At 35.7% G+C, this 25,892-nt stretch carries 19 protein-coding genes; 7 read left to right on the forward strand and 12 right to left on the reverse strand.

The window, feature by feature from the left end; translation table 11 throughout:
* Positions 1–84 precede the first annotated feature (84 nt).
* Complete coding sequence (locus tag B0G92_RS15170; protein WP_056068859.1) at positions 85–1,362, forward strand: replication-associated recombination protein A; 1,278 nt, start codon at positions 85–87, stop codon at positions 1,360–1,362.
* Here B0G92_RS15170 and B0G92_RS15175 read toward each other — a convergent pair.
* The 7 genes from B0G92_RS15175 to B0G92_RS15205 form a co-directional block, all read right to left on the reverse strand.
* Positions 1,359–2,075 (reverse strand): hypothetical protein, encoded by a 717-nt coding sequence (locus B0G92_RS15175; RefSeq protein WP_101472855.1) that lies wholly within the window; start codon positions 2,073–2,075, stop codon positions 1,359–1,361. The two genes, B0G92_RS15170 and B0G92_RS15175, sit on opposite strands and share 4 nt — an antisense overlap.
* A gap of 10 nt (positions 2,076–2,085) precedes the next feature.
* On the reverse strand, positions 2,086–2,772 hold the full coding sequence (locus B0G92_RS15180; protein WP_101472856.1) for a YjjG family noncanonical pyrimidine nucleotidase: 687 nt from the start codon (positions 2,770–2,772) through the stop codon (positions 2,086–2,088).
* Between the two features lies 1 nt (position 2,773).
* A complete protein-coding gene (locus tag B0G92_RS15185; RefSeq protein ID WP_245867904.1) occupies positions 2,774–3,310 on the reverse strand; it encodes a hypothetical protein in 537 nt (178 codons plus the stop codon).
* Positions 3,303–4,574, reverse strand: coding sequence for an ABC transporter permease (locus B0G92_RS15190; RefSeq protein ID WP_101472857.1), 1,272 nt, complete (start codon positions 4,572–4,574; stop codon positions 3,303–3,305). The genes B0G92_RS15185 and B0G92_RS15190 overlap by 8 nt, the downstream gene beginning before the upstream one ends.
* Entirely contained in the window at positions 4,571–5,200 is a 630-nt protein-coding gene (locus B0G92_RS15195; RefSeq protein WP_056069097.1) for an ABC transporter ATP-binding protein, read from the reverse strand. The genes B0G92_RS15190 and B0G92_RS15195 overlap by 4 nt, the downstream gene beginning before the upstream one ends.
* Positions 5,201–5,408: 208 nt before the next feature.
* Positions 5,409–6,074 (reverse strand): LuxR C-terminal-related transcriptional regulator, encoded by a 666-nt coding sequence (locus B0G92_RS15200; protein ID WP_101472858.1) that lies wholly within the window; start codon positions 6,072–6,074, stop codon positions 5,409–5,411.
* Between the two features lie 6 nt (positions 6,075–6,080).
* Complete coding sequence (locus tag B0G92_RS15205) at positions 6,081–8,093, reverse strand: tetratricopeptide repeat-containing sensor histidine kinase (protein ID WP_101472859.1); 2,013 nt, start codon at positions 8,091–8,093, stop codon at positions 6,081–6,083.
* A gap of 140 nt (positions 8,094–8,233) precedes the next feature.
* Here B0G92_RS15205 and B0G92_RS15210 point away from each other — a divergent pair, with 140 nt between their 5' ends.
* From B0G92_RS15210 to B0G92_RS15225, 4 genes are all read left to right on the forward strand, one after another.
* Positions 8,234–8,731: an outer membrane beta-barrel protein gene (locus B0G92_RS15210; RefSeq protein WP_101472860.1), complete on the forward strand. Its 498-nt coding sequence runs from the start codon at positions 8,234–8,236 to the stop codon at positions 8,729–8,731.
* A gap of 27 nt (positions 8,732–8,758) precedes the next feature.
* On the forward strand, positions 8,759–9,169 hold the full coding sequence (locus B0G92_RS15215) for a hypothetical protein (protein ID WP_101472861.1): 411 nt from the start codon (positions 8,759–8,761) through the stop codon (positions 9,167–9,169).
* A 117-nt stretch (positions 9,170–9,286) separates the two neighbouring features.
* Positions 9,287–10,465, forward strand: a complete 1,179-nt coding sequence (locus B0G92_RS15220; RefSeq protein WP_101472862.1) for a hypothetical protein — start codon at positions 9,287–9,289, stop codon at positions 10,463–10,465.
* 53 nt (positions 10,466–10,518) lie between these two features.
* A complete protein-coding gene (locus B0G92_RS15225; RefSeq protein WP_056068875.1) occupies positions 10,519–11,019 on the forward strand; it encodes a hypothetical protein in 501 nt (166 codons plus the stop codon).
* 49 nt (positions 11,020–11,068) lie between these two features.
* Here the strand turns inward: B0G92_RS15225 and radC are convergent, their stop codons facing one another.
* Complete coding sequence (gene radC / locus B0G92_RS15230; protein ID WP_056068877.1) at positions 11,069–11,776, reverse strand: RadC family protein; 708 nt, start codon at positions 11,774–11,776, stop codon at positions 11,069–11,071.
* Between the two features lie 125 nt (positions 11,777–11,901).
* Here radC and B0G92_RS15235 point away from each other — a divergent pair, with 125 nt between their 5' ends.
* Entirely contained in the window at positions 11,902–12,477 is a 576-nt protein-coding gene (locus tag B0G92_RS15235) for a DUF1287 domain-containing protein (protein ID WP_101472863.1), read from the forward strand.
* Positions 12,478–12,529: 52 nt separating this feature from the next.
* Here B0G92_RS15235 and B0G92_RS15240 read toward each other — a convergent pair whose 3' ends face one another.
* Together B0G92_RS15240 and B0G92_RS15245 are read right to left on the reverse strand one after the other, a co-directional pair.
* On the reverse strand, positions 12,530–13,888 hold the full coding sequence (locus tag B0G92_RS15240) for a UDP-N-acetylmuramate--L-alanine ligase (protein ID WP_101472864.1): 1,359 nt from the start codon (positions 13,886–13,888) through the stop codon (positions 12,530–12,532).
* Between the two features lie 28 nt (positions 13,889–13,916).
* On the reverse strand, positions 13,917–14,615 hold the full coding sequence (locus B0G92_RS15245; RefSeq protein ID WP_101472865.1) for a tetratricopeptide repeat protein: 699 nt from the start codon (positions 14,613–14,615) through the stop codon (positions 13,917–13,919).
* Positions 14,616–14,799: 184 nt separating this feature from the next.
* On the opposite strand from B0G92_RS15245, the gene B0G92_RS15250 reads away from it, so the two are divergent.
* Positions 14,800–21,336 (forward strand): alpha-2-macroglobulin family protein, encoded by a 6,537-nt coding sequence (locus B0G92_RS15250; RefSeq protein WP_101472866.1) that lies wholly within the window; start codon positions 14,800–14,802, stop codon positions 21,334–21,336.
* An 83-nt stretch (positions 21,337–21,419) separates the two neighbouring features.
* Here B0G92_RS15250 and B0G92_RS15255 read toward each other — a convergent pair whose 3' ends face one another.
* Together B0G92_RS15255 and B0G92_RS15260 are read right to left on the reverse strand one after the other, a co-directional pair.
* Entirely contained in the window at positions 21,420–23,567 is a 2,148-nt protein-coding gene (locus tag B0G92_RS15255; RefSeq protein ID WP_101472867.1) for a S46 family peptidase, read from the reverse strand.
* A 148-nt stretch (positions 23,568–23,715) separates the two neighbouring features.
* Positions 23,716–25,761, reverse strand: coding sequence for an LTA synthase family protein (locus tag B0G92_RS15260; RefSeq protein WP_101472868.1), 2,046 nt, complete (start codon positions 25,759–25,761; stop codon positions 23,716–23,718).
* Between the last annotated feature and the right edge of the window lie 131 nt (positions 25,762–25,892).

Genomic DNA, 25,892 nt, shown 5'->3' on the forward strand with positions numbered 1-25,892 from the left:
TAAAATATAGGCCTTCAGAAATTTCACAAAAGTTTATGCTGTGTTCCTTAAAAAAAACTTCTTCAAATTCAGTAATTTTACAAAATGGAAGCACCGTTAGCAGAAAGAATTCGCCCGCAACAACTTGAAGATTATTTAGGCCAACCGCAACTAGTAGGCCCTAACGGGTCATTGACCCATCAGATTGCAAAAGGCATCATTCCTTCATTAATTTTTTGGGGACCACCGGGAACAGGAAAAACTACCCTGGCCCAAATTATTGCACAGGAGTCCAAACGTCCGTTTTATATCCTAAGCGCTATTAATTCCGGCGTAAAAGAAGTGCGTGATGTTATTGAAAAAGCCAAGCAAAGTGGCGGTTTGTTCACTGCCAAAAATCCAATCCTATTTATTGATGAGATTCACCGTTTCAGCAAATCGCAGCAAGATTCCTTATTAGCCGCTGTAGAAAAAGGCTGGGTAACATTGATAGGTGCCACAACTGAAAATCCTAGTTTTGAAGTAATTCCCGCATTACTGTCGCGTTGTCAGGTTTATATATTGAATGCCTTTTCAAAATCAGATTTGGAGGCGTTGCTTGAACGGGCTATGAAAACCGACGTCTATCTGAAAGAAAAAAACATTGAATTAAAAGAAACGGAAGCTTTATTAAGGCTTTCGGGTGGAGATGGCAGAAAGCTGCTCAATATTTTCGACCTCGTCGTTAATGCTTCCAACGATGAAAAAATCATAATTACGAATGATTCCGTACTAAAACTGGTACAGCAAAATACGGTTTTATATGATAAGACCGGTGAACAGCACTATGACATTATTTCCGCATTTATAAAATCCATTCGCGGTAGTGATCCAAATGGGGCCGTTTATTGGCTGGCCCGCATGATTGAAGGAGGTGAAGATGTCAAATTTATTGCAAGACGTATGCTGATTCTTTCCAGCGAAGATATTGGCAATGCAAACCCTACAGCCTTTATCATGGCCAACAATACGTTTCAGGCAGTTTCAACCATTGGCTATCCGGAAAGCAGGATTATTTTAAGCCAGTGCGCCATTTATCTGGCAACTTCGCCTAAAAGCAATGCTTCGTATACAGCAATTGGAAAAGCACAGCAAATCGTAAAACAGACTGGCGACCTGCCTATTCCGCTTCATTTAAGAAATGCACCAACAAAATTGATGAAAGAACTGGGTTATGGTGAAGATTATAAATATGCCCACGATTATCAAAACAATTTTGCCGAGCAGGAATTCCTTCCCGATGAAATAAAAAATACCCCTATCTATGTTCCGGGAAATAATTCCAGAGAACAGTCAACAAGGGAATTTTTAAAAAATCGTTGGAAAGACAAATACGGTTATTAAAACTTAATTAAAAGTTTTTCTGAAACCGGCTTATCGTCTTTATAATATTCCAGTACCCATTCATTATTTTTTCTGATTAATGCCCCGTTAATGGTATCCGATTGCACTGTGAAATAGTCAGGGTGAGAAGTCTTGAAAATTTTGAATACCACTTTAGGCGTCTTATCTACCAATTGGTAACCATTAGGAATTGGCTGCGCAAAAAGCATATTAGGAGTATCTTCCGGCTCAACAGAAGATTTAGGAGTTTCTACCTTTTTAGCCGATTCCGGTTTATAAACCGTTCCGTTATAGTTATATCCAAAAGTAAACAGTGATTTGAAAGCATCATTCAGTGCCTCCGGATAAGCAATTTTATATTCTTTGGTTTTGCTTACTCCAACATCACTCCTGTTAATCTCAACATTATTACAATCCCTAAATACGACAACCAGTTTTGTTGACAGTAATGAGCTTATTTTTTCTACATTAACAAAAACCCTGCTGCATCTTTCTCCGGCTGTTTCTAATGGCAAATCTTCATTTGAATAGAAAGCCTCAAATCCCATCTTTGTCAGATTAAATTTTGTAATAGTGTTCAGCCTGTATTCATTGGGCTCACTCAAAAAATCAAATTTTATTGGAACTATAGCATATTTGTAATCATTTAATGAACGTTGTGCCAAAGCGGATAAAGAGGCAAATAGGAATAGTATTAGGATGTTTTTTTTCATAACGAGAGGTTTAAAGATATTTTTTTAAGGCCAGCAGATGATTTACCTGCTTGATATTAGGATGGGTTTCTAAATTGTGTTCGTTAAAAAAGATAGCGTCAAGCCCCACATTCAAGGCCCCTTCTATGTCGGCTTCAAGATTGTCACCAATCATGACGCTTGTTTCTTTGGCACATTTTGCCAAATCCAAAGCATAATTAAATATTTCCGGATGTGGTTTTTTTACACCTGCATTTTCGGAATTGGTAATGGTTTCGAAATAATGCACAATTTTAGAATTGACCAACTTATTATTTTGTATCTGGTGGAATCCGTTTGTGATTATATGCAGCCTGTATTTTGGCTTCAGGTATTCCAACAGTTCTATTGCCCCTTCATAGAGGTGATTGAACTGCGGAAGATAACTGATGTATTCTTCTGCTAAAAAATGAATCATTTCGTCATCGACTTCAATTTTCATATGGTCAAAAACATCTTTCAGTCTTCCATAGCGCAATTCTTGCTGTGTAACTTTATCATCCTGGTAAAGCTTCCAGTATTTAATATTTACGGGAACATATAACGAAATAAACTCCTGAATATCCACATTAACTTTGTGTTTCTTCAGGATGGTATCAAATGCTAACGCAGAATTCTTTTCAAAGTCCCATAAGGTATGGTCCAAATCAAAAAAAACGTCTGAAATTTTAGTTTCCAATTTATTTTCCTTTTACAATTACGGCATCTTCAATATGATAGATCCAATCTTCTACATCATTTTCATTTATACGGAAATTGCCTTCCAAAGTTACATACTGATCCGTTTTCAACTTTGGAGTACCTCCCCTGAACTTTATTCCCATAATGGTTTCCGGCCCTGCCTGTCCGCAGAAAAAGCAGGCTGCAAAAACATTTTTGCTGAGTGCATAGGTGGTATTGTCTATCGGCACAATGAAGCCTGACATGGCAATCCTCTTTTTGTTTTTTGTCTTTAAGGTGGAATTGATTATCGGGTACATGACACCTTCTGGATAATCCTTGGTTGTTTTTTTTACAAACTTGATAGCCCCCAGCAATTTCCAGTTTAAAGTATCGGTCACAATAAGAGATTTTGCTTCCGATTTAGAAAAAGCTCCTGCTTTTGGCAAAAAACCTGCCTGCTGCACTGAAAATGAATCTGATTCTCTTCCCTTTACATTCATATAAATTGCGCCTAAAAAAAGAAAAAGCGCTATGAAAAAATAAGTCTTACGCATTTGCTAAAGTTTTTGAAATATTCAATCGGTATGCTTTTATGGCAGGAATTGCTGCCGCCAATACTCCTACAAAGATAGTTACTATAAATAAAATTCCTTCTTTCTTCCAAACAAAAGCAAATGGATCAAAAGTCATTTTATATTCCTCATCTGTTGAAGAAGAAATTAAAAACAATGCAATCCTTCCAACAATAGTGCCGAAAATAAATCCGACAAAGCAAAGCAATATGCTTTCAAACATCACCAGGCTAAGCAATTGTAATCGACTGGCTCCGCCAACCCTCAGGAGGGCGAATTCGTATTTCCGTTCTTTCAATGTTGTATAAAGCGCTATAAAAATACTGATTCCGGATATAAGCATGATTCCGTATGCCAGATACTGTAAAGCCTGAAGTCCTATCCCGAATAAGGAAAACAGCCTGTTGATTTCGATTGCAGGAGAAGCTGCCTGCATTTTTGTATTCTGGGCAATCAATCTCGGCCAGGTCACAAAACCCATTTTATTCCTGAATTTTATCAATACGGCAGTTATTTCTTTCCCTTCTTCAGATACCGACGTTGCTGCTTCGTGATTGTGATGTTCGTGTTCATCGCCTTCAAAGTGAATATGTCCTTCTTCTCCATGTTCCGGATTTTCGTCTGCATGCTCGTGGTTTTCATGCATAGCCCATACACTAGGGATGTTGCACAAAATAAGATTGTCGATTACTTTTCCGGTAGGGCTTGCAATGCCGCTGACTTTATATGCAAATTCTTCATGAATCTCACCTTCGGCCGCATCTCCATGCGACCCGAAAAACTTATCTCCTACTTTTATATTTAGTTTTTTTGCAATTTCGGCACCGATAACAACTTCAAAATCGGATTGAAATATCTTTCCCTGAGAGACAGTTGCCCCAAATTTATCGAGATAGGCGGGTGTTGTTCCTACAATTTTAAATCCCCTGTAATTATCTCCAAAAGCCAAAGGTATGGCGCTTTTTACAAAAGGATGCTTCATCCATGTTTTTGCTTCGCTGTAACTAATATTGCCTGTTGGCGCATCAACCTGATATACTGAGGAAAGAATAAGCTGCAACGGACTTCCCTGTGCCCCCAAAACAACATCAACACCATCAATATTACTTGAAAATTGCTTTTCAAATTGTTCCTGAAGCAGAATTAACAATGAAATTATGGCAACACTTGCCGTCAGCAAAATAATACTCAAAATGGTATTCAAGGGTTTGAACCAAATATTTTTCCAGGCTAATCTGCCAATCATGCTAATGTAATTTGATTAGAAAAACGATCTTTTAGTCTTTGGTCGTGCGTAACAATAATGAGTGCCGCACCATATTCTTTTGACAATTGCGAAAGCAGGTCGGCTACCTTATAGGCATTCTCATCATCAAGGCTTGACGTGGGTTCGTCTGCCAAAAGCAATTGGGGCTCATTCACCAAAGCTCTGGCTATGGAAACTCTTTGCTGCTGCCCAATACTCAAACGTGATGTAAGCTTGTGTATTTGATCCGACAGTCCCAGTTCTGCCAAAAGTAATTTTGCTTTTTCGTCTGCTTTTCGTCCGGTTGCCAGCCAGGAAGAAAGAACAACATTTTCAAACACAGAAAATGCCTCTACAAAATGGGATTGCTGGAGTATTAACCCAATATTTTTGCCTCTGAATTTGTCCAGGTTCTTATTGGACAGGGTTTCGATATTGACATCGCCTATACGGATAGAACCTGATTGGGCTTTCAGCAACCCACCCAAAAGGTGAAGCAATGTTGTTTTTCCTTTTCCGGAGCCGCCGGTAATCAAAAGTACCTCGCCGCTATTTAAGGAAATATCAGGAAAATTAAAATTTGCTTTCCCATTATAAGAAAAAGCCAGATTTTTAGTCTGAATCATAACTAAAGTCATTTCTGCAAGTGCCTGCAAGATACTGAAATACTTTAATATAAATTGTTAAGCCAAACTTATAAAATATAGCCTTGAAAAGTGAATGAAACGAAACAATCAAAGTTGCTCCTGCTTAGAAGGTTAATGTAATGACAGAAATGCAATTTTCAGAATTATCCGAAACATCAGACAAGAAATGGGGTTCTAAATTGAAACGTCAGCTAAAATTAGGTGGAAAATAAGGGTCATTAAGAAGTCCATTCTCATTGGCAAAATTGATTAGTTCGAGAGAATTTTTGACATCAAACTTTTGAAGCAAGTTTCTTCTGTGGGTTTGTATGGTTAAAAAACTTAAAAACAACTCTTCTGAGATTTCTTGTGTAGATTTCCCTTTTATTAATAAAGCCAATATTTCTTTTTCTCTTTTGGTCAGCCTCGGAATCGATTTTAAATCAGCTATCTGTATTTTATCCAACGTAGCCTGTACTTCTTTTCCAAATACAATTTTCCCTTTTGCCGCCTCTTTTATGCAATGGATATATTCATCATTTTTGGCTGTTTTTAATAAATAACCGGAGGCACCCTGTTTGATCATCTGTAATACAATACTTCTTTCCGCCTGACTGCTAATTCCCAATATAATCATTTTAGGATATTTCTTTTTCAAATCAAAACAAATATCGATTCCGTTATTATTTCCAAAGAAAATATCCAACAGCAGTACATCAATTTTGTCAATTTCTTCAAAACCAAACAGTTCTTCACTTTGGTTAAAACCACCCAGCAGATTAAATTCTGTGTGGTTTGAAAAAAGTGTTGTCAACCCCTCAATAATCAAAGGGTGGTCATCTAAAATGGCAATATTCAATTTTTTATTTTCCATAGTCTGTCAGACATCAAGTTCTATATTATAGGAAGTTCCTCCGGAACTACTTTCACAGTCAAGGCTTCCATGTAAAAGTTCTATTCTGCTTTTTATATTTTTGATTCCAAGTCCCTGGTTTTCTTCAATCCCTGAAATATCAAAACCAACTCCATTATCTTCTATTGAAATATAAAACCGGTTGCCATTCTGGCTGCAAGAAACTAAAATCTGAGTGGCTTTTGAATGTTTTAGCGCATTGTTTAATAATTCCTGAACGATTCTAAAAATATTTGTTTGCGTAGTGAGCGGCATTGAATTATCAATTTCATACGAATGAAATTCAATTGAAACAGTATCAGAACGCAATGTAAAACACAAATCGCCAAGGGCTTTTTCCAAACCTAATTTCAGCAGAGATTCGGGAACCAAATTGTATGAAATCTGCCTTAACTCAGCTATGGACGTTTCTAAAATAGTATTGATTCTGCTATCATTATAATCGTTTTTGTTTTGTGTATTTGCAAATATAATTTTCAAAGCCGACAGCTTACTGCCAATACTATCATGCAAGTCCCGGGCTACCCTTTTTCTTTCAGCTTCTTCTACATTAATCATGGTTTGCATGATTTCAATTTCTTTTTCCCTTTTTAAATTATTTAGCTTCTGAAAATGGTTAATTTCTTTTTGGGCTGTTATTTTCTTTTGGTTTTTTAAATTCTTCCAAATAAAATAAGCGAAAATCAATACGCATACGAGAGCAAAAGACAGCAATAAAAGGAAGAGCATATTTTTTCTCTGATTTAATAATGTTGCCTGTTTTTCGATGGTTAGCTCTTTTATCTTATTTTCATTTTCCAATTTATTGTATTTGGCCTCAATGTCTGCTATTTTTTCAGCCTCAAACATTTGACTCAGGCTATCCTTTAATTGAATGTATTGCTCATTATAGACATAAGCCTTTTCAAAATCATTTAATTTCCGGTAAATTTTAGACAGTTCATATGAATAATAGGCCCTATCCTTAATATTCATTCCACCGGTTTTAAAAACGTCCAGCAGCAAATCTTTAGCACTTTCAATTTTATTTTGAAGAATAAAGACCTCATATTTCATGAGTTTGAATCTTTGTTCCAGAGCAGAATCCTTATTCAGTTTTGACAACTTTATACCATTATCATAATCCGAAATAGCCTGCTCATAGTTTTTAATCTCCTGATTCAAACTCCCTTTTGCAAAATAATATTCAATATATAACGATTTCAACGGATAGGATTTCAACAAATCTTCAGCTTTTTGCAAATATTCAAAAGCTTCATTCGTTTTTTTCTGAACAGATAAAACCTCAACATTAAACAAATACAATTCTATTAAATCCTCATTGTATCTGTTCTTTTTGCTCTTTCCCTGTTCCAAAGTATTGATTGACAGATCCAGATAATATTTTGTTTTGGCAATATCTTCATTATTATAAAAAACAACGGCAATTAATTTATATAGATTAGACAGTTCCTGGCTATCCTTGCTTTTCTTTGCTACCGGAATCGCTTCCTTCACCAAAACCTCTATTGTTTGTAAGGGTTCATTTTCCCGCTGATACAGGAGTCCTATATTAAAAAGTATTTTAGACCTTAATATGTATATTTCCCTGCTGTTGTATTTTTTTAAGGCTTCGTCTGCTTTTCGGAACTTCTGCAGATTCTCTTTTGTCAGGCTAAAAAAAAGCGAATTATAATAATAGGAAAGGTCTTTTAAATAACTATTGTTTTTTACTAATTCATTGGCCTTTTTTAAATGAATCTTTCCCAACTCTTTCTTATCTACATTTTTAGTATAAATATAAGCCAGCCTGTAATTCATAATGCAACGGAGGCTATCTGATTTACTGGTAGAAATTGCATTTTTCAGGCTATCAATTGTAACCTCATAATCATTTAATGTGCTGTTATTTTGAGCATGTCCCAGACAGGTAGCAAACAGGAGGAAAACAAGATGCAATCGCTTCATTTTGTAGAGATAAGCCACAAATGTAACGACCATTATTCGGATTCTGAATAAAAGGCAGAAAATTACCTGATTTCAGGTAATCATATATACCTTTTTATGATTAGAAGCAAATTAAACCTCCTCTATAAATTTGTCTGACATCTAATAACCATCTAATCAATTAAAAAAATTAAATGAAAAAGCTTATCAATTTATCCGTGCTTTTGCTCACTCTTTCTGCATTCGCGCAATCTTCGCTTGAAAAAGGCAAAATTCAATTAAACGCCGGCTTTGGGACATCTAACTGGTCGACGCCTGTTTATGTTGGTGCTGATTACACGATTTCGAATCCAATTACTGTAGGAGTTGAGGCGTCCTATCAGTCTTATACTACCTATGGCATTAAAAGTACCATAATAGGTTTGCAGGCCAACGGGAATTATCATTTTAATGAATTGCTGAAAATCCCGAATGAATGGGATGTTTATGCCGGGCTTAATTTAAATTACTATAACTGGAAATTCAAAGATTCGGAAACCAACACTTATCTGGTTAATGACGAACCTTTTGGAGTTGGGATTCAAATTGGCGGAAGGTATTTCTTTAATGAGAGATTTGCTGTAAATCTGGAGCTCCGAAGTGGAAATGTTACAACAGGAGGAAAAATTGGCATTACTTATCTGTTAAATTAAAAGTACCATCTCTAAAAAACAAAAACTATGAAAACAATAAAAACATTTTTTTCCATCTTATTAATTGCCATTACTGTTTCCTGTAGCAGTGACGATGGCGACGGCAACCCAATACCTACACCCACACCGGTTAAAACTGCAAAATTTGAAATAACGGGCAACTTTACCGGTCATATATTTGTAGTTTATAACAACAATGTCACCGGAAACACGACTGAAACAGTCACTTCATTGCCATGGAGCAAAACAATTGAATATCCTGATAACGTCATGGGTATTGGCATTAGCGGTAATGCCGTAATGCAAAATCCCGGTGTTGCAGGTCAAACGGCCAGCTTAAAAATCTATTATGACAACAACGTTGTGAGGCAAAGCAATAAAATTGCGGACGTTAATGGTACATTTAGTTTTGAAAGCCTGGCTTTTGTTTTTCCTTAACACCTTAATTATTAGGACGTTTACAAAAAAACATCCTGTTTAAGGAAGAGAAATGGCTGATAATTAAGTAAAAGAAAATATATTTAGAAAAAATAAATTCAGTTAAGCCAAATAATCATGAAGCAATTGTTTAAGTATGTTTTTCTTTTCACTTTAAAAATTTCAGCACAAACCAATACAGAAACTTATCAGTTTTCAAAAGATATTGCAGTCAAAATCGAAAAAGACACACTGGCATGGAAATATCAAATGGGAGCAACAGATTATTCCATAAACGGATATTATAAACAGGCTTTAGAAACCTGGGATAAGAACGGAAGACCTGCACGAAAAATCAGCAAAGAAGATAGTTTGTACTTCACTTCTTTCAGGCAAAAGAATGCAAAGGACTATATCATAAATCGCTCAAAAGACGAGAAAATCATCATCATCAATGAAGCACACCATAACAACAGGCACCGTATTTTTACGACTTCGCTTTTACAAGGTTTGTATGATAATGGTTATCGCTTCTTTGGTTTGGAGGCACTCGCTGATACGGAAATAAATGACCGGAAATTTCCTGTCATGGAAAGTGGTTTTTATGTAAAAGAACCACAGATGGCAAATATGTTAAGCGAAGCATTAAAAATTGGTTTTGTTTTATTTGAGTATGAAGCATCTGATGGAAAAAATGGTAAAGAAAGAGAAATTGAACAGGCTGCTAATATTGCCCGATTAGTCAAAGAAAATCCAAATTCAAAATTTTTAATCCATTGTGGCTTCGACCATGTAATAGAAGGAATTCCACCAAGCAAAAGTTGGGAAAGAGCTATGGCTGGCCGATTAAAAGACGAAACAAATATTGATCCTTTTACGATTGATCAGGTGTATTATACGGAAAAAGGTGATATTAAATTCACCAGTCCTTATGTCTTGATGGCGAATCCTAAAAAATCGGTAATCCTGATCAATGGAGCCGGAAAATTATTTAATGGCGGAGAAACAAACGATCAGACCGATTGCAGGATAATTCATCCTATTACGGAATACGAAAACGAAAGGCCTGATTGGTTATTATTAGATGGGAAACGAAAAACATATACGGTTCCAAAGTCTAAAATTACCGAATATCCTGTTTTGGTTCTTGCCTACCGAAAAAATGAATACGAAAAAAATGGAGTCCCTGCAGACATTATTGAAATCCTAAATAAGGAAACAAAGACAAATCTTATTTTAGACAAAGGCATTTATAAAATAATTATTAAGGATAAAAATTATAAGATTATCCAGGAATTTGATGCAAAAATAAAATAATCCATCATCTTCAATTTTTAATATGCCTTTTTTGAACCTTTAATATAAAAAAAATGAAAAGACACATTGGCATATTACTATTGCTGTTATCATCTGTATATGGTAAAGCCCAAACCAAATTACCCGAGTTTAATGACAAGCCGGCCTATTTCAATGCCGCCACAAATGAGCTGATTGAGTTGGAGAAATCACAATACAACACTATGGCAAAGGCCAAAGGATTATTTAGTGCGGAGGGCGGTTTTTATTTAAACGGAATCAAATCGTCTGTTACCATTAAAAACAAAAGCACTTTAAAATTCATTGTTAAAGTAAATCCCGGAACCGATCCGACTTCTGTTTTTGATTTAGTAAAATTTGAAATCCGAAAAGATAAAAGGGTTTTGATTACCACGAAAGCAAAAGCAACCAGCACATCAACTTCATTCGACAAGATTAATTATACGATTGAAAAAGTAAAAGACGGCTATTATTACTTAGTCGTTAAAAATCTCGCTTCAGGAGAGTACTTTTTTGGATCCGGTGACTTCATGTTTGCTTTTAGTTTGGAATAAGAACCTGATCTGGTGCAACATCCTTGCAAGGATGTTGCACTTCTCAAATCTATAAAATACCATTATCTGCAAAGCTGTAATAATCATTTTCGGTAATTATCACATGATCAAAAACCCGTATGTCGAGGCTTTCTCCTGCTGCTTTTAATTTTTTAGTTATTATTCTGTCAGATTCACTTGGATATAATACCCCTGAAGGATGGTTGTGTGCCAGAATTATTGCTGTTGCATTATGCTCAATTGCTATTTTAAAAACAAGGCGGGCATCCACTACGGTTCCTGTCATTCCACCTTTACTCAATCTCCATTTGTGAGCAATTCTATTGGAGTTACTAAGAAATAGGATCCAGAATTCTTCATGTGCAAGTTCACCTATTACAGGTTGCATCGTTTCAAAAACCACCCTGCTTGTAGCAATTCTCCTCGATGGCACGGCTTCTTCAGAGCGCCTTCTTCGGCCCAATTCAACAGCCGCAAGAATTGTAATCGCCTTTGCCTCTCCAATGCCGTGATAAGTGAGGAGCTTTTCAATAGATAGCTTTCCTATCCCATTTAGACTTTTAGCATCTGCCAAAATTCGCTTGCTCAAGTCTACAGCACTTTCGGTATGATTTCCGGTACGTATCAGGATAGCTATAAGCTCTGCATTGCTTAGTGCTTCCTGCCCTTTATGCATTAGTTTCTCTCTTGGTTTGTCATCTTTTGCCCAATCCTTGATTGGAAATGTTTTTGTTTTTTTCGCTTCTTTTCCCTGCATGGCGTTGAAATTAAATCTAATAAGTGAATATACGAATATATACTATAAAAAAATACCCCTATTAAATTTAACCGAAATTATAAGATATATCATACATCTGCCGTTATAGTTAAAAAATAACTGCCATGAAATATTTCATCTCTTTTACCTGTTTTCTTTTCATTACCGCTATTATAGAAAAAAGTTTTCCGGAGAAACTTTCGGATGCGGCAATTACGCTGACTAAAGACAAGGTCGTCTATGACCCAGGCTATTTTTCCATCAGCTATCCTAACGGCGATGTACCGAAAGGAAAAGGCGTTTGTACAGACGTTGTTATCAGGGCATACAGAAAACTGGGGATTGACCTGCAGAAAGAAGTACATGAAGACATGAAAAAAAACTTCTCAAAATACCCTCAAAAATGGGGACTCAAAAAAACAGATCCCAATATTGACCATAGAAGAGTACCTAATCTTCAGGTTTTCTTCACACGATTCGGTAAAAGTTTAGAAGTAACCGATAAAGCTTCAGATTATAAGACAGGCGATTTGGTAACCTGGATGATCAATGATAAAATGCCCCATATTGGAATTGTGACCAATCGAAAATCAGCTGATGGGAAACGGAACCTGATTGTGCATAATGTTGGTGCCGGCCAGGTTTTGGAAGATTGCCTTTTCCAATATAAAATAACAGGACACTACCAATTTAAAAAGTAAGCGGACCTGCTTTCTGAAAGGAATAACAGTTCCGCTAATCATCATAGTTTATTTATAGAAGCGTTTTTACCTCATCAAAATTAAGTCCTCCATAATTTCCGGAACTCATTAGCAATAATGCAATTTTCTCCGTATCAAATTTAAGGTGGAAAAGGTATTCTTTAAATGCAGCCGGATTGGTGTAAATAATCAGGTCTTCGCGATTGAATGATTTTGCAATCTGATCATAGGTTACTTCTTCCAGTTGTTTGATTTTGACGGCATCCGGCGAATAGAAAACCACCGCTACATCTGCAGCATCAAGGGCTCCTTCATATTCTTTCAGGAATTCAGCATTCAGGCTACTGTAGGTATGCAATTCCAGACAGGCAATCAGTTTTCTGTCCGGATATTGTTCTTTCACCGCTTTTGTAGTGGCAGCCACTTTGCTCGGCGAATGTGCAAAATCTTTATAGGCTACATTGTTTTTATTTTCCGCAATTTTCTCCAAACGTTTTGAAGCTCCTTTAAAACTGGAAATCGCCTCATAAAAATCGGCTTCGTCAACGCCCATATTCTGACATATCCATTTGGCACCGGCCAGATTATTCAGGTTGTGGGCTCCAAAAATCTCAATTGGCATATTTCCTTCCGGAGTTTCAAGCAATGTTATTCCATTCTCAACTGTATAATTTGGCGTTGTGTATGGAATTTTGCGGATAGGATTCGTAGCTGCTTCCGCTACCCTTTTTACTTCTGCATCATCTTCGTTATAGACAAGAATCCCTCCGTTGGTTATTTTTTGAATGAAAATCTCAAACTGTTCCACATAATTTTCATAGGTTGGAAAAACATTAATATGGTCCCAGGCAATTCCTGAAATCAAAGCAATATTGGGCTGATAGAGATGAAATTTTGGTCTTCTGTCCATTGGAGATGATAAATATTCATCTCCTTCAAGAACAATAAAATCATTTTCTTCTGTTAGATGCACCATCGTATCAAAACCTTCTAATTGCGCTCCAACCATATAGTCTACATTGATGCCATGGTAATGCATAACATGCAAAATCATGGAAGTAATGGTAGTTTTTCCATGCGAACCGCCAATTACTACTCTTGTCTTATTTTTTGACTGCTCGTATAAAAACTCTGGATATGAAAAAATCTTTAATCCTAATTCCTGTGCTTTTAAAAGTTCCGGATTATCAGCTTTGGCATGCATGCCCAAAATAACCGAATCAATATCTGAAGTGATTTTTTCAGGAAACCAGCCCAACTCTTCAGGCAGCAGTCCTCTTTTTTCCAAACGTGTTTTGGAAGGCTCAAAAACAGCATCATCACTACCGGTCACCTGGTATCCTTTTTCATGTAATGCAATGGCAAGATTGTGCATTGCGCTGCCTCCAATGGCTATAAAATGTGTTCTCATCTATTCAAATATATGGATAGGATATTAATTATGTTTTGCTTATTTCAGCATATTCTTCTAAAACAGCCTTGGCTTTTTCCGGCTGCTTCATTTTATTTTTATACAAATCGGCTAATTTCTTGTAGGTTGTTTTTGATTTGCCAATTTCAATTGCCTTTTTATAGTTTTTTTCTGCTTCTTTATATCTCTTAAAATATTCAGCAATATGTCCTTTTGAGAGATAACCATCAACAGCAGACAGTGTCATTAGTTCGTCAGCATACTTTTGCGCCTTTCTTTCACTGCCTCCAATAATAGCAGGAAGTTGCAGGTACAATTCCACCAATGCCCATCTTGATTCAATATGCTTCGGATTTAGCTCAATAGCTTTTTTAAAAGAATCTTCCACATCGCCAATCATCCCAAGAGCCTTAAATTTATTGCTCTCTTTAGCTTTCATTCCAAGAGCGCCTCCATATTTATAATAATAATTAGCTTCAGAAGGTTTTAATTCTTTTAGCTTTTCATAATATACTAAAGACTCCTCCCATTTTTTGGCATGTGCTTCGATATCACCCAGATATTCAATGACACTGACATCTTTAGGGTTCTTTTTATAAAGAGCTGTAAATATTTCTTTGGCCTTTTCATAATTCCCTTTATCAAAAAACTGCGCTCCTTTCGCAAATTCTGATTGCGAAAAGACTGCTAACGGAAATAAGAATAAGATTAAAAAGAAATGTTTCAACAGACTTGATTTAGTGTTCCAAAAATAGGAAAATGATTTGGAATAGCGGGATGGATTTTATGTGTTTTGGAGAATAAATAAAAGTAGTATATTGGTGACAAATACGGCTCCAATTTTATTTTTTTGGAGGCTTCCAACCTTTTTATAAAAACTATACTCCCTTAATTATATAAAAACCTTCTTTATGAAAAAAATTATTGGATTATTAGCACTATTCTTTTCTCTATCAATCGCAGCCCAAAGTTTTGATAAAAACTGGAATAAAGTATACGAGTACGAATACGACGGAAAAATAAAATCCGCATCAGAGGAATTGAACAAAATTTACATCAAAGCCCGAAAGAAAAATGATCAGGCAGAAATAATCAGGACTTTTATCTATCAATCCAAGTTCATGATGACACTTGAAGAAGAGGCTCAATATAAAATCATCAAAAATCTTCAGAAAGAAATACAAGCAAAGGACATACCTACTAAATCAATCTTCAACTATATCTATGGACAATTATTAAGGGATTATTTATATGCTAAAAACTATTATTTAAAAAACAGGACAGGCAGTGACAGCATAGTTGACCCTGATTTTAGAACATGGGCTATTAACGATTTCAAAAAGGAAATTGATATGGCTTATGAAAAAAGCATTGAAAACGATGCTATTTTACTAAAGACTCCTTTAAATGATTACAAAGAAATTTTCACCCTCACAGAACACGAAGCTGACTTAAACAAGTCCCTATATGACTTCCTTACAGAAAAATACCTGCAAAAATACTATTATTATGGCGGTTTGTCTGAAGAAGAAAATTCATTCTTAAAAAACAACATTCAAGACTTATATGGTGAAACCAGTGTCTTTCAAAAAATTAAAATTGAACCACTTATCAAGAGTTTTTTTTATAAAAAACTCTTCTTTTATCAAAAACTGGAAAGAAGTTATGCATTACAAAATAACTCATTAGCCCTTTCAAAAACAATCTTAAAAAGGGTTCAACATATATACAACACCCGAAATGATTCAAAAGAATATTTGGATCAGCTTGAAAAATTTACAAAGGAAAACAATCAACTTAGAGCCGCTTTTTTATATGAAATGGCGACTGTCTACAATAAAAATGCCTCAAAAGAAAAACATCCTGATTACAACCAGAAGGCAATTACTATATGCGAGGAAATAATTTCTCAAAAGCAAGAACCCTACCTTTTAATGGCAAAAGAACTTAAACGGTCGATTTCTCAAAAATACTTAAACATTACAACTGAAAAATACCTGATACCAAACCAAACAAACAAAGCATTGGTTAAATTCAAAAATGCAGATACTATTTATGGATCGTTATATAAAATCCCGAATGAATGGGCATACAGATACGATGAAGACAGGGATTATGATAGTCGGAGAGAAGATAAGAACTATGCAGATCGCGATAGTCTTTTTATCGATTTTGCAAATAAAAACAAAGCTTATAAAACATTTGAAAGTATACTGCCAAAAAAAGATGATTATTTTCAATACACAACAGAAATAATTCTTCCGAAAATTGAGATTGGCTCCTATCTTTTGATAATGAATATACAAAAAGACAGCATAACTGAAAACTCAGAGTACGCTTATACGATCTTAAATGCTTCTGAAATGCTTATGGCATATTCGTGGTCCGGAAAGCAGGAAAAGATTCAGGTATTACATAGAAAAACAGGTAAGCCAATTCAAGATGTAAGTATAAAAATTGACAGCATTTATTTGAAAAAAACGAATAAAATTGGAATAACAACAAATCAAGAAGACGATTTAAACGGAAGAGACATAAAGAAGATTCAGGCTATATTTAAAAACGATACACTTACTCAATATCATGATTCATATTACTATTCGCGAGATGATCGTGAGAAAATAAAAATCAAATCCAAAGTAAGTCTATATACCGATAGGGCCATTTACAGACCTGGGCAAAATATCTTTTTTAAGGGAATTTTGTTTGAAAGCAAAAATGAAAAAACATACACTGTTCCGGACAAATATGTAACTATCGTAGTAAAAAACAGGAACGATGAGGAAGTTTATAAATCCCGGTTAAAAACTAATGAATTTGGCTCAATCGCTGGGGAGTTTCAAATTCCAAAAAACATTTTGATTGGTAATGTATTGATTACTGCTTCTATAGACGAGCATTTCAATAATGAAATGTCTGAATTTCAAAGAAGCGAAATTTATATCAATGTAGAAGAATACAAACGTCCGAAATTCGAAATAATTTTTGATCCTGTTAAAGAAAACTTTATTGTAAATCAAAAGGTAAAAATCAAGGGTAAAGCGACAGCTTTTGCAGGCTCAAATATTTCCGACGTAAAAGTTTCTTATACAATAAATAGGAGTACCTACTATTCCGAATGGTATTATGAAAGATTTCACCAGAATTATAACATTACACAAATAGCAAGTGGTGAAACGAAAACAGATGATAATGGAAACTTTAAAATTGATTTCACTGCTATTCCAACTGAAAACTTTGACCCAAAAGGACTCCCTATTTTTAATTACAGGATATATGCATCTATTACAGACGTCAATGGAGAAACCAGAAGTAGTGAAACTGAAGTAAAAGTAGGTTACCATTCTTTAGTATTGGCCGTTACCACTCCTGAGGTCATAAATGCTCAGGCAAAACAACCAATCCTTTTAAATAGTAAGAATCTCAACGAACAATTTATTCCGACAGATGGAGAAATTAAAATTTACAAATTAAAATCTCCAAACAGGGTTTTAAAAAAACGCCCTTGGGCAATTCCTGAAATCCAAACTATTCCTGAGAATGAATTTGTGAAATTATTCCCAACTGATCCTTATAAAGACGCAGATTATGCTGAAAACTGGGAAAAAGACAAACTGGTTTACTCTAAAAAGATAAACACTGAAACGACAAAAAAAATAACCTTAGAAAATCTAAACCAATGGAAGTCGGGTAAGTATATATTATTTTTCAACGCAAAAGATGTTTCAGGAAAAGATATAGAAACTAAATCAAATTTCTATTTAATAAATAACGCTGATAAAGAAGTCGCAGACAAACAACTTTTCATTTCAGAAATAAAAAACAATAATCCTAAAAAAGACGGTTTTATCGACTTGCAGTTATCAACAGCTACATCATTATTATATGTTGACACTAAAGCTTTTTATGACAGTAATTCTATTTTCGATAAGATAATAGAACTGCAAGGCAATGAAAAAACAATACGCATACCAATAGAAAAAGATTGGACAAAAGATCTGAAAATAATAACACGATTTATTTGGGAAAATCAAATCTTTGAAGAAAAAATAAATGTCCCTCTTCCTGAAAACAAAGAAAATCTTGCTATAGAAACTATTAATCTTCGAAATAAGATAGAACCCGGAAACAGCGAAACATGGTCTTTTTTAATCAAAAATCAAGACAAAAAAGGAAATATGGCAGAAGTCCTAGCTTCTATGTATGATGCTTCATTAGATCAATTTGGAAAAAAAGCATGGGATAAGGATTTTAAATTCAATGATTATAATTACAACAATACACCAAGAATAGAGATTTTAGGTATTGGTGAAAATACTACAGAACTTAAAAATCTAAAACAAAAACACTATTCATTCAGTACGCAAAGAAATGACTTAAACTGGTTTGGTTTTAATTTTACGGGATCAGAGCAGAACGACTTACGGTATCAGCAATATTTAATAGAAAAGTTAGTACTGTCTAATGGAAAAACCATTTCAGGAGTTGTTATGGAAAACGGCATGCCTTTACCCGGAGTTAATGTTATAGTGTCAGGAACAGATAGAGGAACTCAAACCGATTATGACGGAAAATATGAAATAAAGGCCATATTTGGCGAAATCCTTGAATTTAATTTTGTTGGGTTCAGAGAAAAATTCATCTATATCAATAATAGTGTCATAGATGTTGACATGGATGCCAGAGATGAATTTCTTAATGAAGTTATCGTGACGGGATATGCAACTACTAAAAGAAAAAGAAGTTTAGCAGCAGTAAATTTTAATACTATTGATGTAATTGAAGAAAGATCAAATGCTTCAGTAATTCAAAACTTACAAGGTATGGTTTCTGGTTTGAATATCGGTTCCGGGAGTGGTGAGCCGGGCTATGATACTACCATTTTTCTTCGCGGTAATGGCTCAATAAATTCAGGCAAAGCATCATTATTTATTGTTGATGGTGTACCTGTTGGAGAAGACGAATATCGATCTATTGATCTAAAAGATATTATTTCTGCAAATTTCTTAAAAGGCAATGAGGCGACTTCACTTTATGGCTCAAGAGCTTCAAATGGTGTTGTAATAATCACTACAAAAAAATCACTGGAAGCCCTGACTGGAGTAAAAGCCCGAAAAAACCTTTCAGAAACGGCTTTCTTTTTTCCTCAATTGCAAACTGATGGTAAAGGAAATCTAAAATTCAGTTTCACATCGCCGGAAGCACTGACTCAATGGAAGCTAAGGCTTTTTGCCCATACTAAAAAAGCAGTTTCCGGATATTTGGAAAATTTTATTATTACCCAAAAAGACCTGATGGTACTTCCAAACGTCCCTCGTTTTTTAAGAGAAAATGATACCATCGTAATTACGTCAAAAATTTCAAACATCACTTCCGATCCAAAAAGCGGAATCGCCATACTACAACTTTTTGATGCAGTAACTATGGAGCCAATAGATGCAAAAATGCTGAATTCAGACAATGTCAAAAATTTTAATATCAAGGCAAATGGCAATACAACAGTAAGCTGGAAATTATTCGTACCACAAGGATTACAAGGCGTGCAGTATAAAATTTTGGCAAAAGCCGGAGATTTTACAGATGGTGAAGAAAACATACTTCCTGTCCTGACCAATACTATGCTGGTGACTGAGAGTATACCGCTTTGGATTCCCGGCAACACTAAAAAGGAATATGTTTTTGAAAACTTTAAAAACAACCAATCTGCAACATTGCGAAACCATTTGCTTACTCTGGAATATACTTCAAATCCTGCCTGGTATGCCATCAAGTCATTGCCTTACCTGATGGAATATGAACATGAATGTGCCGAACAGGTTTTCTCAAGATATTACGCCAATACTTTAGCCAATGAAATTATAACCGGCAATCCAAAGATTGCGGCCGTTTTCGATGCCTGGAAAAAAGCAGGAAATCCGATTTCAAAATTAGAGCAGAACGAAGAATTAAAATCACTGATTTTAGCCGAAACGCCATGGGCAAAAGACACCGAGAATGAAGAACAGCAAAAGAAAAATCTGGCATTGTTGTTCGATTTAGAAAAAATGAAAACGGATATCAATGACAATTTTGAAAAGTTAGACCGTAAACAATCACCAAGTGGTGGTTTTCCTTGGTTTAGCGGTGGAAATGATAATGAATACATTACACGTCATATTGTTACGGGACTGGGGCATCTCGAAAAACTAAAAATCTCAAATCAAAATATTGAGAAATTCAGGCGAATTACGGCCAAAGCAGTTCCTTTTATTGATGAGAAGTTTTTAGCCCGAAACAAAAATGCAGAAATCAATCAAAAGAAAAACAAAATCTGGAATTATGATATCTACAATGATTTGCATTACTTATATGCCAGAAGTTTTTACACCAACACCTATCCAGTAAACGACAGTCTTCAAAAAGCAATCTTAAAACACCTTGACTACGCAAAGAAACATTGGATGGAATATGGATTGTATCAAAAAGCAATGGCCACATTGGCACTAAATCGTTTTGGAGAAAAGGAAACTGCAAAAAAAATAATAACGAGCTTAAAAGAGACAGCCATAAATAACGAAGAAAACGGAATGTATTGGCTTAACAATAAAGCAGGCTGGTATTGGTATCAGGCACCTGTTGAAACACAAGCCTTATTGATTGAAGCTTTCAGCGAAATTGGGGATGAGAAAAAATCGGTTGAAGCGATGAAAGTATGGTTGCTCAAAAACCGGCAAACAAAATCATGGAATACCACCAAGGCTACAACCGAAGCCATATATGCCTTATTGCTCCACGGAGAAGATTGGCTTTCTGTCAAGGACAATACAGTCATAAAGCTGGGCGATGAAAAAATCGTGACTAAAAAATTAGCCCAAAATGAAAAAGAGGCGGAGAGCGGCTATATCAAGATGAGTTGGAAAGCGGATGAAATCACTAAAGACATGTCCGCTATAAGCATCAATAACAAAAGTAGCATACCCGGGTATGGAGGCTTTTATTGGCAATATTTTGAAGATTTGGATAAGATAAAGTCCAGTCAGGACAGTCCGCTTTCAATTGAAAAAGAATTATACATCAAGGGAAATACAGATAAAGGCAAAGAGCTCCAGAAAATAACGAATAAGAAAGCGCTTAAGGTTGGAGATTTGGTAACCGTCCGATTGGTTATTTATGCCAAAGACGATATGGATTTTATACATCTGAAAGACATGAGAGCAGCAGCCTTTGAACCTGTGGATGTACTTTCTGAATATAAATGGCAAGGCGGTTTGGGATACTACATGAGCACAAAAGATGCAGCTACCCATTTCTTCTTTGACAACATCAGTAAAGGAAAATATGTACTGGAATATGACATCAGGGTCAATAATCCCGGAGAATTATCAAACGGCATCACAACAATTCAGAGCATGTATGCCCCAGAGTTCTCAAGCCATAGCAAAGGAATTCGTGTAAAAATAGAAGAATAGATTCTTAACAACAGGAATAAAAAAAGCCGTTTCAAAACTGAAACGGCTTTTTAATTTATTTGAACTAATAACTAATCTGAAAATTATTTTGCGATTGTCATTTCGTCAATGATATGTTTTGCACCGGCATATTTGTCAATGATAAACAAAACATAACGGATATCAACGTTGATTGTTCTTTGCAGTTTAGAATCAAAGATTACGTCACCGGCCATAGCTTCGATGTTACCGTCAAAAGCTACACCAATAAGCTCTCCTTTTCCATTCAATACCGGAGAACCTGAGTTACCACCTGTAATATCGTTGTCTGTCAGGAAGTTTACAGGCATATATCCTTTTTTATCAGCATATGGCCCGAAATCTTTTTTATCGTTCAATTCAATCAATCTCTTAGGCAAATCAAACTCCTGGTCGTTTGGCTTGTATTTTTTGATTGTTCCCTGAAGTGTAGTATAGTTGTTGATTTTTGCATCATTTCTCTTATCAGCAGGTAATGCACGAACTTTACCGTAAGTCAGACGCAAAGTTGAATTTGCATCCGGATATTTGATTTTGTTAAGTTTAGACTCACGCAATCCTTCTACAAGAAGACGGAATGACTTTTGGAAATCATTTTCTAACTTCGCCAAATCTTCCGGCTTGCTTCTGTAAGTAGCCAAAATGCTAGATGAAAGTAAATACAACTTATCATTTTTCAATGCATCCACATTTGGATTTTTCAAAAATGCTTCAGCTTTTTCTTTTGTAGCAAAAGCGCTCTCTGCGATAGCCTCGTCTACAAATTTCGTGAAGTCATTGTTGTTTTCTTTGGCTAGCCCTTCAATGAACGGGTCAAGTTTGTAACCTGCTTTTTTAGCATAAAGGTTTAATTCTGCAATCAATACATCTCTTTCCAATGGAAGGTAGAAACCTTCGTAAACACCTTCAATTGCTGCCTGAAGTCTTGGAAGCATTTCTGCTTTCTTAGCATCATTTTCTTTGGCATAAGCAGCGATTCCGTTTCCTAAACTTGCAGGACCACCAGCCAGGCTGCTGTTTCTTAAAATAGAAATCAGGTAGTTATCGTGTCTTGATTTTTCGTTTGTTGCTTTGTAGTAATTGTTGATAGTCGCAACTACATCACCATATTTTTGCTTGTTCTCCGGCTTGTTTGCCCATTTGTTGAACTCAGCCTCTTCTTTTTGTTTTGTAGCGGCAGTTTTGAACTTTGTCAATGCATCAATCATTCCCTGACGGTTTTTCCAATAGTTTGCTACAGAAGCATATTTAGAAGCGTAGTTTAAACGAACCTGGTCGCTTTTGTCCATGTGGAATTTCATAGCGTCCATACCTGCTTTAGAACCTTCAACCCATGCAGGGTATGCAAATTTTACATTTTGCTCAATTCCTCCGGCCGGCATCCAACGGTTTGTTCTACCCGGATAACCTAAAATCATAGCAAAATCATTTTCCTGAACACCTTTCAAGCTGATTGGCAAGTGGTGCTTAGGCTTTAACGGAACGTTGTCCGGAGAATATTCAGCAGGATTTCCGTCTTTGTCAGCATAAACTCTGAACATAGAGAAATCTCCTGTGTGACGTGGCCATTCCCAGTTGTCTGTGTCACCTCCGAATTTTCCAATGCTTTCCGGCGGAGTTCCAACTAAACGAACGTCTTTATAGTCCTGATAAACGAAATAGTAATATTCATTTCCCTGGAAAAAAGAACGAACAGAAACAGTATACTTTCCTCCTTCGTCATTTTCCTTTTGGATTTTAGCAATTTCCTGGTTGATTACTTTTTCGCGCTCAGCCTCGCTCATGCCGTCATTTACTTTAGAAAGAATTCTTTTTGAAACATCGTCCATTCTCACAAAGAAACGTACATAAAGTGAGTTTGGCTTGATTTCAGATTTCTTGTCTTTTGCCCAGAAACCATCTCTCAAATAGTTGTCTTTTGGAGTAGAAACTTCAGCAATCGCATCATAACCACAGTGGTGGTTAGTCAAAACCAAACCTTGATTAGAAATAATTTCTGCAGTACAGCCACCATTGAACTGAACAATTGCGTCTTTAATACTTGAATGGTTGATACTGTAGATTTCCTCAGAAGTCAGTTGCAATCCCATTTTTTGCATGTCACGGTGATTCAAACGCTCAATGAACATCAGGAACCACATCCCTTCGTCAGCCTTTACTGTTGTAGGAACAAGCAGTATAGCTGTAATTAAGGATAAAATAATTTTTTTCATTTATTAGTATTTAAAGTTTAATAGGTATGTGAGTAGTCGCATAAAATGATTTTTTGTTACATTTTGACTGCCTGACATATATTTTTGCGATGCGAATATAACTCCATTTTGGAATTTTAGACTTATAAACGATGAGAAAACTAAATCGTTATCGCAATTTTAACTTTTGTTTTAGACTTCTTGTTTCCTGCCCTTTTAATATGATATCTTCATCACGACCTGCTATTTCCTTTGCTTTCCTGCTTTTTTGTTGCGGCAGAAAATTTCTCTCGTTCAGATGCGAATAATACTGCTGAATAAATGCCTTGAAGTACAAAACATTTTTTTTGTCCTGAGGGGTTTTACTTTTCAGAAGATTATTTTTCCACAACGGGTCTTTTCTGTAATCGGATTTGACCAAGATGTCTTTTTCATTGAACTGGTAATAATAGGAATCGGTTGTGCAGTTAAAGGCGCTATTTGAAAAATTAATTGCAAAATGATTTTCCTGCTCCTCTTTATTAAAATGATTTTTACCAAAAGCAAAATAAGGCTTATCATAATCAAGCATTCCTAAAAGTGTGGGCATGATATCTATATGTTGCATAATTTTATCATCTGTTCCTTTAAAGTTTTTTCCCGGATGATAAAACAAAATCGGAATAGAATAATCAAAAGGCGGCTTTAAAAACTTTGGCGAATCTGCCCCGGAAGCATGGTCTGCCGTTATAACAAAAAGAGTGTTCTTATACCACGGTTCCTTTTTTATTCCTTCAAAAAAAGTCTTCAACGCATAATCAGAATATTTAATCACACGGTGTATCGGGAGCGTTCCTTCTGCAAATTTGCCTTTAAGTTCTGCCGGAATACTAAACGGATGATGGGATGAAAGCGTAAAAACAGTCGTAAAAAAAGGTTTTGGCATCACGTTGATTTTTTCGTGAACAAAAGGCCAGAATTTATGATCCCATATCCCCCATTTCCCATCAAAGTCATCATCTCCTTTTGCTTCTTCATACTCTTCTCTGGACTGGAATTCTTTAATATCGAGGTTTTTTCCAAAAGACACAAATCCCATCGATTCTTTTACGGCACCGTGCATAAAAGCCGTATGGTAGCCCATTTCATTCATACAGGCCGGCAACGCATGATAATCGGCAACAGAATTTGGCAATGAAAGAAACGGTTCTTTGAAAGTAGGAATTGAAGCCCAAATAGCAGGTAAGGCATCCATAGACCGGTAGCCGTTTTGATGCGCATTCGTAAAGAGATAGCCTTCATTAAAGAGCGAATCTAAAAACGGCGTATGCGTTTCCTGTTTAGGCTTGAACTGGTCGGAAAGGCTTTTGATATGGGCTTTTCCGAAGCTTTCTAAAATTATGATAAAAACATTGGTATTCCGGTCAATCTTAAATTTGCCTGAAGACGACGGCATGTGTGTTGTAGGCATATAAGCTTCGGCAGTACTTTTATCAAAATATTCAAGCTTAGGCACTTTTTTAGATTTACCTATTGTCCTGAAAAGGCAGAAAGGATTACTCAATATCAAGGAAGTATGGGAAGCATTGCTTGTATAAAGAAAAGCATCGCTCATCGAAATGGGGAAAGAAGCTTTTGAAAGACTGGCTCCCCTCACCAAAAAAACGGTTAGAAAAACCATTACACCCAGATATGCCGAATTAACCACATAGTAATCTCTATTGTTTGATAATATGGATTTTTCATATCCTATACGCCTATAGCCCACACAAAGCATAGCCAGTACAAGAAAATAGAAGATAAAGCCATACCAGTAGTCAACCATAAAGTCGAGTATCAAAAGTGAGAAACTGTCTTCCTTAACCAAAAACAAATCTCCTAAAACCAATCGGGACTGTTTGTATGGATAATAAAACACATCCGCAAAATTGACCAGTAGCCCGAGGCTGTTTGAAATCATGTAAACCCAGAAAAGCCTTTTCTGATAGTTTTCTTTTTCCCGAAACCGAAAAGGCAACAGCGACAAAAATATAAAAGGCAAATTCAGATAAAGTATGGAAACCGTATCAAACATCAGGCTTCCGCGAAGCAAAGAAAAAATATCCTTGTGGTGGATAGGGTCAATCAGGTGGTCGTTAAAAAAATAAAAGATAAATCTTCCGAGCATGAATGCGACATAAACGACCAAAAGCCGCAACAGCATAACGGTAAAATCATTTTTCCAGTTGATTTTCATAAAATCTAACTCTATTATGTTCTTCTGCAAAACAAGTCCTAAAACTAATTCTGTGGTTCCAGAAGAAGCGGTGGGGAATCGAAGTAAAACGTTTGTTCACACAAAAATAACGAATAATTCACATTCGGTTT

This window comes from Flavobacterium lindanitolerans (genome assembly GCF_002846575.1).
GTDB classification, from domain to species: Bacteria; Bacteroidota; Bacteroidia; order Flavobacteriales; family Flavobacteriaceae; genus Flavobacterium; species Flavobacterium lindanitolerans.

What these genes read in the sequence shown, in the direction of transcription:
- B0G92_RS15200 (WP_101472858.1), bottom strand. Translation starts at nt 6,074, where the DNA reads ATGGAAAATAAAAAATTGAATATTGCCATTTTAGATGACCACCCTTTG.
- B0G92_RS15250 (WP_101472866.1), top strand. Translation starts at nt 14,800, where the DNA reads ATGAAAAAAATTATTGGATTATTAGCACTATTCTTTTCTCTATCAATC.
- B0G92_RS15240 (WP_101472864.1), bottom strand. Translation starts at nt 13,888, where the DNA reads ATGAGAACACATTTTATAGCCATTGGAGGCAGCGCAATGCACAATCTT.
- radC (WP_056068877.1), bottom strand. Translation starts at nt 11,776, where the DNA reads ATGCAGGGAAAAGAAGCGAAAAAAACAAAAACATTTCCAATCAAGGAT.
- B0G92_RS15185 (WP_245867904.1), bottom strand. Translation starts at nt 3,310, where the DNA reads ATGCGTAAGACTTATTTTTTCATAGCGCTTTTTCTTTTTTTAGGCGCA.
- B0G92_RS15205 (WP_101472859.1), bottom strand. Translation starts at nt 8,093, where the DNA reads ATGGTCGTTACATTTGTGGCTTATCTCTACAAAATGAAGCGATTGCAT.
- B0G92_RS15215 (WP_101472861.1), top strand. Translation starts at nt 8,759, where the DNA reads ATGAAAACAATAAAAACATTTTTTTCCATCTTATTAATTGCCATTACT.
- B0G92_RS15210 (WP_101472860.1), top strand. Translation starts at nt 8,234, where the DNA reads ATGAAAAAGCTTATCAATTTATCCGTGCTTTTGCTCACTCTTTCTGCA.
- B0G92_RS15225 (WP_056068875.1), top strand. Translation starts at nt 10,519, where the DNA reads ATGAAAAGACACATTGGCATATTACTATTGCTGTTATCATCTGTATAT.
- B0G92_RS15170 (WP_056068859.1), top strand. Translation starts at nt 85, where the DNA reads ATGGAAGCACCGTTAGCAGAAAGAATTCGCCCGCAACAACTTGAAGAT.
- B0G92_RS15195 (WP_056069097.1), bottom strand. Translation starts at nt 5,200, where the DNA reads ATGATTCAGACTAAAAATCTGGCTTTTTCTTATAATGGGAAAGCAAAT.
- B0G92_RS15175 (WP_101472855.1), bottom strand. Translation starts at nt 2,075, where the DNA reads ATGAAAAAAAACATCCTAATACTATTCCTATTTGCCTCTTTATCCGCT.
- B0G92_RS15260 (WP_101472868.1), bottom strand. Translation starts at nt 25,761, where the DNA reads ATGAAAATCAACTGGAAAAATGATTTTACCGTTATGCTGTTGCGGCTT.
- B0G92_RS15235 (WP_101472863.1), top strand. Translation starts at nt 11,902, where the DNA reads ATGAAATATTTCATCTCTTTTACCTGTTTTCTTTTCATTACCGCTATT.
- B0G92_RS15220 (WP_101472862.1), top strand. Translation starts at nt 9,287, where the DNA reads ATGAAGCAATTGTTTAAGTATGTTTTTCTTTTCACTTTAAAAATTTCA.
- B0G92_RS15190 (WP_101472857.1), bottom strand. Translation starts at nt 4,574, where the DNA reads ATGATTGGCAGATTAGCCTGGAAAAATATTTGGTTCAAACCCTTGAAT.
- B0G92_RS15255 (WP_101472867.1), bottom strand. Translation starts at nt 23,567, where the DNA reads ATGAAAAAAATTATTTTATCCTTAATTACAGCTATACTGCTTGTTCCT.